The sequence below is a fragment of the Prevotella sp. P3-122 genome (assembly GCF_002251365.1).
Lineage (GTDB): Bacteria > Bacteroidota > Bacteroidia > Bacteroidales > Bacteroidaceae > Prevotella.
The window spans coordinates 1-8,243 of the sequence record NZ_NPJH01000012.1; the positions used below are offsets into that span (position 1 = coordinate 1).

General features: G+C 47.5%; 7 protein-coding genes and 1 rRNA gene. 4 read left to right on the plus strand and 4 right to left on the minus strand.

Features of this window, described 5'->3' with window-relative positions; all coding sequences use genetic code 11:
- The 3 genes from rrf to CIL02_RS02030 form a co-directional block, all read left to right on the plus strand.
- Positions 1-81: ribosomal RNA gene (rrf, locus tag CIL02_RS02020) — 5S ribosomal RNA — on the plus strand; the annotation flags it as partial.
- A gap of 355 nt (positions 82-436) precedes the next feature.
- Complete coding sequence (locus CIL02_RS02025; RefSeq protein ID WP_094398814.1) at positions 437-2,464, plus strand: beta-galactosidase; 2,028 nt, start codon at positions 437-439, stop codon at positions 2,462-2,464.
- A gap of 64 nt (positions 2,465-2,528) precedes the next feature.
- Positions 2,529-3,695 carry a PAS domain-containing sensor histidine kinase gene (locus tag CIL02_RS02030; RefSeq protein WP_094398815.1) on the plus strand — a complete coding sequence of 389 codons (1,167 nt, stop codon included), beginning with the start codon at positions 2,529-2,531 and terminating at the stop codon, positions 3,693-3,695.
- A gap of 20 nt (positions 3,696-3,715) precedes the next feature.
- Here the strand turns inward: CIL02_RS02030 and CIL02_RS02035 are convergent, their stop codons facing one another.
- Both CIL02_RS02035 and CIL02_RS02040 read right to left on the minus strand, forming a co-directional pair.
- A complete protein-coding gene (locus CIL02_RS02035; RefSeq protein WP_094398816.1) occupies positions 3,716-5,236 on the minus strand; it encodes a ComEC/Rec2 family competence protein in 1,521 nt (506 codons plus the stop codon).
- A 53-nt stretch (positions 5,237-5,289) separates the two neighbouring features.
- Positions 5,290-5,682, minus strand: coding sequence for a hypothetical protein (locus tag CIL02_RS02040; RefSeq protein ID WP_094398817.1), 393 nt, complete (start codon positions 5,680-5,682; stop codon positions 5,290-5,292).
- Positions 5,683-5,880: 198 nt separating this feature from the next.
- Between CIL02_RS02040 and CIL02_RS16835 the strand changes: the two genes are divergently transcribed.
- Positions 5,881-6,006 (plus strand): hypothetical protein, encoded by a 126-nt coding sequence (locus CIL02_RS16835; RefSeq protein ID WP_256387542.1) that lies wholly within the window; start codon positions 5,881-5,883, stop codon positions 6,004-6,006.
- A 163-nt stretch (positions 6,007-6,169) separates the two neighbouring features.
- Here CIL02_RS16835 and buk read toward each other — a convergent pair whose 3' ends face one another.
- Entirely contained in the window at positions 6,170-7,231 is a 1,062-nt protein-coding gene (buk, locus tag CIL02_RS02045; protein WP_094398818.1) for a butyrate kinase, read from the minus strand.
- Positions 7,232-7,240: 9 nt separating this feature from the next.
- Positions 7,241-7,882 (minus strand): DUF4923 family protein, encoded by a 642-nt coding sequence (locus CIL02_RS02050; RefSeq protein WP_094398819.1) that lies wholly within the window; start codon positions 7,880-7,882, stop codon positions 7,241-7,243.
- Positions 7,883-8,243 lie beyond the last annotated feature (361 nt).

The following is an 8,243-nucleotide window of genomic DNA, read 5'->3' on the forward strand; positions in this document are numbered from 1 at the left end:
TCCCATTCCGAACAGAGAAGTTAAGCCCGCCATCGCCGATGGTACTGCAATGCAATGCGGGAGAGTAGGTAGCCGCCTTCTTTTATCAGGGCTCCGAGGACGAATGTCTTCGGAGCCCGTTTTTTATTGCATCGGACAATGGAATAATAAATGTCCGCACATAATTAAACCATAGACTTTAAGAGAATAAGTGCATCATCTACTTTCCTTCTTTTCTCTTATGGTTTTTAATTATACTTTATGTTGCAAGCAGTTGTATTTGTCTGATTACTGTTCAGGCACTACCTTATGTACAAAGTTACGTATTACACCTTAACGGACTTTAATATAATAATCCATTCTTTTTATGATTAATTCCTTGTTTTTTCTCATTATCTCTTTATATCTTTGCAACCGATAATCTATCTATAACTATTTGATTAAAACAATTTCATTTATGAGAATTAAATTTTGCTTATTCGTCCTTTGTTGTTTCTTGTTCTCTTTCCAGCATCTATATTCCGATAACCGGCACATAGCTGATGTGACATGGGATAATCAAAGTCTAATTATTGACGGTAGACGTGTGGTGCCTGTAATGGGTGAAATCCATTACTCGCGTATTCCTTCTGACGAATGGCAGCATGAGGTTCGTAAGATGAAAGAAGGTGGGGTAACAGTTATTGCCACATATGTTTTTTGGAATCACATAGAAGAGCGAGAGGGGATATTTGACTGGAGCGGTCAGAGAAACTTACGTCGTTTCATAGAGATTTGTCGTGCAGAGAATCTTCCCGTAGTGCTTCGCATCGGTCCTTTCTGCCATGGAGAGGCTCGCAATGGCGGTATTCCAGACTGGGTGTTCTCCAAGGGTGTGAAAGTACGCTCAGAGCAACCTGGTTTCCTTGCGCTCGTGGAGAGCCTTTATCGTCAGGTTTATAGCCAGATACAGGGGTTGCAATGGAAAGACGGAGGTCCAATAATGGCCTGTCAATTTGATAATGAGTATCGTGGCAAGGGCAGCTATCTCATGTCTCTTAAGCGCATAGCAGAGAATATTGGTTTTGATTTACCTTTCTATACACGAACCGGCTGGCCAGAGCTTGCCACACCAGTGCCTTTTGGCGAGATGCTGCCCCTTTATGGCGATTATGCGGATGGTTTCTGGGAGAGAAGTCTCAAGGAGACATCAGGAAACTACTACAAGGCATTCAATTTCAAGGCGTTCAGAAGCTCCACTGCCATTGCAACCGAGCAACTTGGCCAGCAGAAAGAGACTGTGAATAAAGGTGATGAGTCATATCCCTATTTCACTTGTGAGTTGGGTGGTGGCATGATGACTGCCTATCATCGCAGGCCATATGTCTATCCGGAGGATGCCTATTCGATGGCACTTGTGAAGTTGGGAAGTGGCAGCAATCTGTTGGGATATTATATGTATCATGGCGGCACAAATCCTGAAGGGATGACATACCTACATGAGAACCAGCGAACCATAGCAACCAATTATAACGATATGCCTGTGAAGAACTATGACTTCCAGGCTCCTTTGGGAGAGTTTGGCCAGACGTTGCCACATTATTATATGTTGCGCAAGCTCCATCTTTTCATGCACGACTATGCAGAGACGCTTGCTCCTATGGATGCAACCTTCCCGTGTCCTCAGGACATTGCCAAGGGCGAAGACGGGCATCTTCGCTGGAGTTATCGCTCGTTGGGTGACAGTGGTTTTGTCTTCGTAAACAATTACGAGCGTCTTCAGAACCTTAGTGCGAAGAAGAATGTAAGGTTTGAGCTTTGTGGCATGACATTCCCACGCCGCCCGATTACCATCCCTGCAAATGCCATGTGTATATTCCCAGTAAATATTTCCGGCATTCGCTATGCTACAGCTCAGATTATAGCCCAGCGTGACGGTAAGGTCTACATGGAGCAGATACCGGGTATCCCCACCGAGATAGTGCTTAAGGATGGCAGGACGTTGCGTAATGTGAAGCCACGTGGACTGTCGCGTCCTGTAATAGGAAATATTTATCTTCTAACGTCTGGTGATGCCGGGAGGCTGTTTCTGGATGTGAAGCCAGATGAAGCCTGTCAGGAAGTAGCGTATACAAAGGTGCGTGAGGCATCTGCTGATCAGAGAGTCATTACACTTGGTGCGCAGAAAGTAGCGGAAGAGCCGTCAGATGATGATTTCGCCAAAGCAGCTGTTTACCGCATAAGCATTGCCCCGGATGCAGCCAGTTCCCGTCGCCTGTTGCGCATAGACTATAGAGGTGACGTTGCCCGTCTCTATGTCAATGGCAAGCTTGTAGCCGACAATTTCTACAATGGCCGCCCATTCCTATATGGTTTGTGGCGTATGCCATCAGGCTGTACCGAGCTGGAGCTGCGCATATTGCCATTGCAGAAATCAATGCCTGTATATTTCCCCCGTGAGGCTGACACCACTCCAGGAGAGGCTGTTATGGGAATGAGTATGTGAGGCAGAAAGAAAAATGATTGATGCCTGCATGCAATAACTTCACCTCGGCAAACGTTATTCTAACATGCAGTGGACAGACAGAATACGACAGGTAAAGATAATATTGGTTGTCGCGGCTATAGCCATAGCCGTGGCATCCCTTTATTTCTCGCATGTTCTCACCCACGACCTTGAGACAGAGGAACGCAACAAGATGGAGGTATGGGCAGAGGCTATGCGCACATTGAATGTAGCTGATGAGAATACCGACCTCAATCTTGTGTTGAAGGTTATAAATGAGAACAACACCATTCCTGTCATAGTTGTCGACCGTAATGGAGCCGTGCAGGTGTTCAGGAATATTCCTCTGAAGGCCAACACCCAGGCAGATAGCATATCGGAAGTATCGGGACTTGCCCAGCGTCTTCGTCAGGCAAACCGTACCATAAGAATATATCTTGATGACAGTCAGACAGCCGACTTTATCGATGTCTGTTATGATGATTCGCTGTTGCTGAAACGCCTTGCTGCCTATCCTTATGTTCAGCTGGGCATAGTACTCATCTTTGTCGTTGTGGCCATATTTGCATTGCTCACATCGAAGCGCGCGGAGCAGAACAAGGTATGGGTGGGGCTGTCAAAGGAGACTGCCCATCAGCTTGGTACACCCATATCGAGTTTGATGGCATGGATAGAGATACTCAAGGAGAATTATCCTGATGATGGGCTGATCCCCGAGATGGATAAGGATGTAAAGAGATTGCAGCTTATTGCCGACCGCTTTTCCAAGATAGGCTCGCTGCCAGAGCCCGTTCCTACCGACTTGAAGGCTGTATTGAATCATGTTATTGAATATATGGACCGCCGTACATCCAGCCGTGTTGTCATCAACAGGGATTTTCCCGACCACGATGTTGTTGTGCTGCTAAATGGCTCGCTGTTCGAGTGGGTGATAGAAAATCTTTGCAAGAATGCTGTAGATGCGATGGGAGGAGAGAATGGCAGCATAAGTATAAAGGTTAGTGTTACCAACGAGATTGTGGCCGTCGAGATTAGCGATACAGGAAAAGGCATCCGAAAGAAAGATATTAGAAACGTATTCCGTCCAGGTTTCACAACAAAGAAACGTGGATGGGGACTGGGACTGTCGCTTGCCAAGCGTATAGTAGAGGAATACCATCATGGGCACATATTCGTCAAGTCGTCAGAGGTTGGCAAGGGCACGACTTTCCGTATAGAACTGAGGTCGTGATGTCTGGTGCCGTTATTGACTCATAGTGTATTCCTTTCTCTTTTTATTGCGAAGGCAATCATAACAATTATGGAGTAGAATGCCAAAACGTGCCATTCCTCAATCTCTATATTCTCAATCGAGGCCAATGGCAGCCCTGCAATCCACTTAATCGAACTGTACATTACTCCTGCAAGCCAGGTAACTGCTATTGTTATGGCTGATGGTGTTACGACGGTTGCCACAATCCACGACAGCAGGGTGCCATAGATGATAAGCATGGTCAAAGGTATGACGATGATGTTGACTATAAGAAAGTAGCACGAGAACCGTCCGAAATACAAGGCCACCAGTGGGGCTGTACCAATCTGTGCAGACAGCGATACTGTAACCAGGCTCCATAACCATGTGCCAACCTTGGTGCGTGGATGGTATAGGTTTAGGAAGTGCCTGTTGAAGACCATGATTGCAGCCACAGCCATTACCGACAGTTGAAAGCCCACGTCCCATAAGGCAAGCGGGTTTGCAGCGAGGATTATGATTACTGTTAGGGCAAGTGCGTTGAGTGACATCTTGTTTCGGTTGGCAATTGCCGCTATGGAGTAGATTGTCAGCATGGTGGCAGCCCGGATGATACTTACTGGCATGCCAACCATCAGTACATAAGCCCAGATAAGGGTAAGCACCAGGGTCATCACGATAGTATTACGGCGTAGGCGACATCCCACAGCCATTGTCAGCAGTCCGAATATTATGCTGAGGTGCAGTCCTGACAGAGCGAGGATGTGAGATGCTCCCGAAATGGAAAACTCCTCCTTCATCCTGGTGTCCAAGGCAGACTTGTCGCCTATGGTCATAGCGTTTATTATCGCTCTCTTGGCATCTCTGTCTTCCCATCTCCTCTGTCCCATGTGCTCGGTTCTGAACTTGTCTGCCGCCATTTGTATGGTCAGGGCAATCTTCTGTTTCCTTCCCATATTCTCCGTGCGCACGTTGGCTGCAGTCCATTGGTCTTTGGTTATGAAGGTCTGCCCGTTGTAGCCATGGCAACGCATCCATCTCACGTAGTTGAATTCCTTTGAGAAGTTGGTAGGCTCTTTCAGTTTCGATACGGCTTCTATTCCTGCTCCCATTTTCAGGTTTCTCCATCTTGTATCAGAAGAGTCCGTCATTATGCTCGCCCTGATATTCAGGGGTCGTTCCAGCAGAGTGTTTCCAATCTCTGTTACCGTTAGGTCACATCTCAGTGTTTTCCCCTTTACGAAGGGTCTGCTGCTTACCACGGCCTTATATTCCAGCCTGTGTATGGGCAGGCTGCTATCATGTTTGTTGTTGTATGCAGACAGCAATAGCCCGCCAATGCCCGTCATGGTGGCCATAAGGAGTGTGCTTTGCGCAACCGGATGGCTGCGTGTGAGAAAGACAGCAAGAATAAATACTGCCGCTATTGTTGCCCACGAGTAAGATGGCATAGCGGTAATGTCAGCAATCCATATGCCGAGGATGAGGGCTAACGCTATGCGTAGGAGAGGAGACAGCTGTATTTTGCCATTTGTCCGCATGCACCCAGCTTTTTCTGTGAATGGAGGAGGACTCTTTGTCGCTATCCTCTTTTCTAATCTTTTTTCTCCATTACCTTGCTCACTAGTGAGTCTCCCGATGGCAGCACGTAGAAAGCCACTTTCACCACTCTTCCCGTGTCGGCACTTCCTTCCACCTTGATGTGTGCGGTCTTGCCATAGCTGAAAGTGTCGCGTCTTGACGGATAGCTCAGCAGCTGAAGAGTCTGTCTGTCGCTACCGCTACCTATGTAGAACACGTCTGCGCTGTCCTTGACGATAGCGGCAACCTTTGCTTTCTTCTTCTTGTTAATGGCTGCCGTGTCCTTGGGTGCGAATACGCTTGCCGCAACGGTATCACCAAGCGGTTCCTCATGGGCAAACCTGCATCCCGTTGTCACGCCGATGGCAGCTGCGCAGATATAAGCGAACAATAATAGTTTTCTCATTGATGTTGGATAGTGAGATTTTTGAAACAGTATTTATGCAAAGATACTGCCGTTTTCCCATATAGACAAGCAAAAAAGGCCTTTTTGTTTGATTTGTGTCAAGAAAGACGTAGAAAAGAGCCGAAAACCCAACCAGAAATCTATCTTATTCGTCATGAAATGTTAACTTTGCACCGTCACTAAGTAAAAAGATTGTTTATGGAAAAGGAACTTATCATGACCAATATGTTGGTCGACAGCGACATCAACAGCCGTTGCTCAAGAATTTTGAACGAGCGTCGTGAAGCCTTGCGCAACCGCAAGTCCTCTAAAGTTAATGACTGATTATTAGCAAGTAATCAATTAGTTGGGGTTACGGTTTCTGATACCGTCTGTAAAAACGTCTGTCCAATAACCTCTGGCAAAAGCCTTACGGATATTGGACAGACGTTTTTTTAGTTACGGTGGGAATAATTAGCCCCACCTTGTGTGAATACTGTATGGTATATCATTCATATACCTTAGCCTCACATTTCCCCCTCATTACGGCCAGGGCGTTCATGGCCAGGGCCGCCATCTCGTCTTCTCCAGGGTAGCAGTAAGTGGGAGCCAGGAAGTCGATGCGCTTGCGTATTCTTGTGGTGACATATTCCGAGCGTGCCATTCCTCCCGTAAGCAGTATGGCATCGACGTTGCCGCATAGCACGGCGCTCTCGGCAGCGATGTTTTTAGCCACATGATATATCATCGCGTCAACAATCAGCTCGGCGTGCTTGTCACCGTTGGCAATGCGTTTCTCTATCTCCTTCATGTCGTTGGTACCCAGATGTGCCGTCAGCCCCGCCTTTCCTGCGATACGCCTCAACAGCTGTTGCTCGGTGTACTTACCGCTGAAGCACAGCTTTATCAGGTCTGCCGCAGGCAGCGAGCCTGCCCTTTCCGGTGAGAATGGTCCCTCGCCATCCAGTGCGTTGTTAGCGTCAATGGCTTTGCCATGCTCATGAGCCGCTATGCTGATGCCGCCTCCCAGATGACATACTATGAGGTTTAGTTCCTCATATCTCTTTCCTATCTGGCTTGCGAACTTCTTGGCTATAGCCCGTTGGTTGAGTGCGTGCCATATGCATATCCTTGGCATAAGCGGCGACCCGCTTATGCGCGCCAGAGGCGATAGCTCGTCGACGACTCCAGGGTCGGCGATGAAGCTTTTGCATCCAGGAATGTCCTGCGCTATGGAGTATGCTATGATGCATCCCAAGTCGCAGGCGTGCTTGTGTCCGGCATGCCTGACATCGTCAAGCATCTGCTGGTTGATCTCATATACGCCACCAGCCACAGGCTTTGCCAGTCCGCCCCTTCCGATAACGGCATCGAAGGCCATGGGGATGTCCATTCGCCTTAGCTCGTCGATGACCAGCTTTCGCCTCATGGGTTCCTGGTCTGTAATGTCCTTGAAGCTGGCTATTTCCTCAGCAGTGTGGGTGACCGACCTCAGCATGACGGGCTTGTCGTCCTCATAGACAGCCATCTTCGTAGAAGTCGAGCCTGGATTGATGACTAAGATTCTCATTTTGCTATATTATTTCTTCAAGTCGAAGCCAATGCGTACTCCGTCATAGTTCTTGCTTATCTCTCCTAAGGTGCTCAGCTGAGAGCTGCCAGAGAGTGACGAGAGAGTCTGAACGAGTGACAGCAGCTTCTTCGACTCGAAGAGTACGGATATGCCGCTTGTCTCTTTCTTCACGTATCCCGTCATGTTCAGCAGCAGTCCCTTGAGCTGAATCTGGCTTTGCGTCTCGTCGAAGGTGTAGCTGCCATTCCATGCTTTGCCCTTGATGCTTGCAGCAAACGTGCCGTCCTCCTTGAACTGTATGTATGTGTTCGATTCCGACAGTCCGAGCTTGCTGTATTGTGCTGACAGCTTTTCCTCTATCTTGCTTGCCGCAATCTCGCCCCCAGCCTTGGCCAGCATGTTCTCAGAAGTGAAGGCACATCCAGGGCCGTTATATTTCCATGTGCCTATGAGAGACTCCTGAGTAATCTTGTCCAGTCCGATTACGCTTGACAGGATGTTTCCCAATGCGCCCAATGTGCTGTTGGATGATGTTGTGTTTGTTGATGTCTGAGTGCCTGTGGCAGCACCACCGGCAAGGTTTCCTAAGCCTCCGCATCCGCTAAGCAGCATGCAGAAAGCTACTGCTGCAATAAAAATCTTTTTCATTTACTTAATTTGATAATTGGTTTGTTGTATGAGCAGGCAAGATGTTCCTCCCTTGGAAACACTTCATGCTCCGTGCGCTGCAAAGATACGCAAAAATATCTATACCGCGTTTATCCATCGAGTTAAAAAATACGTTTCGGTGTAGTATGGGATGTGTTTTTTATGGCTTGTCCGAAAAAAATGTCAAAGACCCCAAATTCGCAACCACCCTCAAAAAATCAGGTTCATCAGAAATATGGAGTGACGCATAATAATATATTATTCCTGAAGTATATTATTAAATGAAGTGGGTGAAACCGTTTGCCATAGGAGATGAATACGTTTGCATCCCTGATAAGGTTAATAACCTTACGGCTGAAAG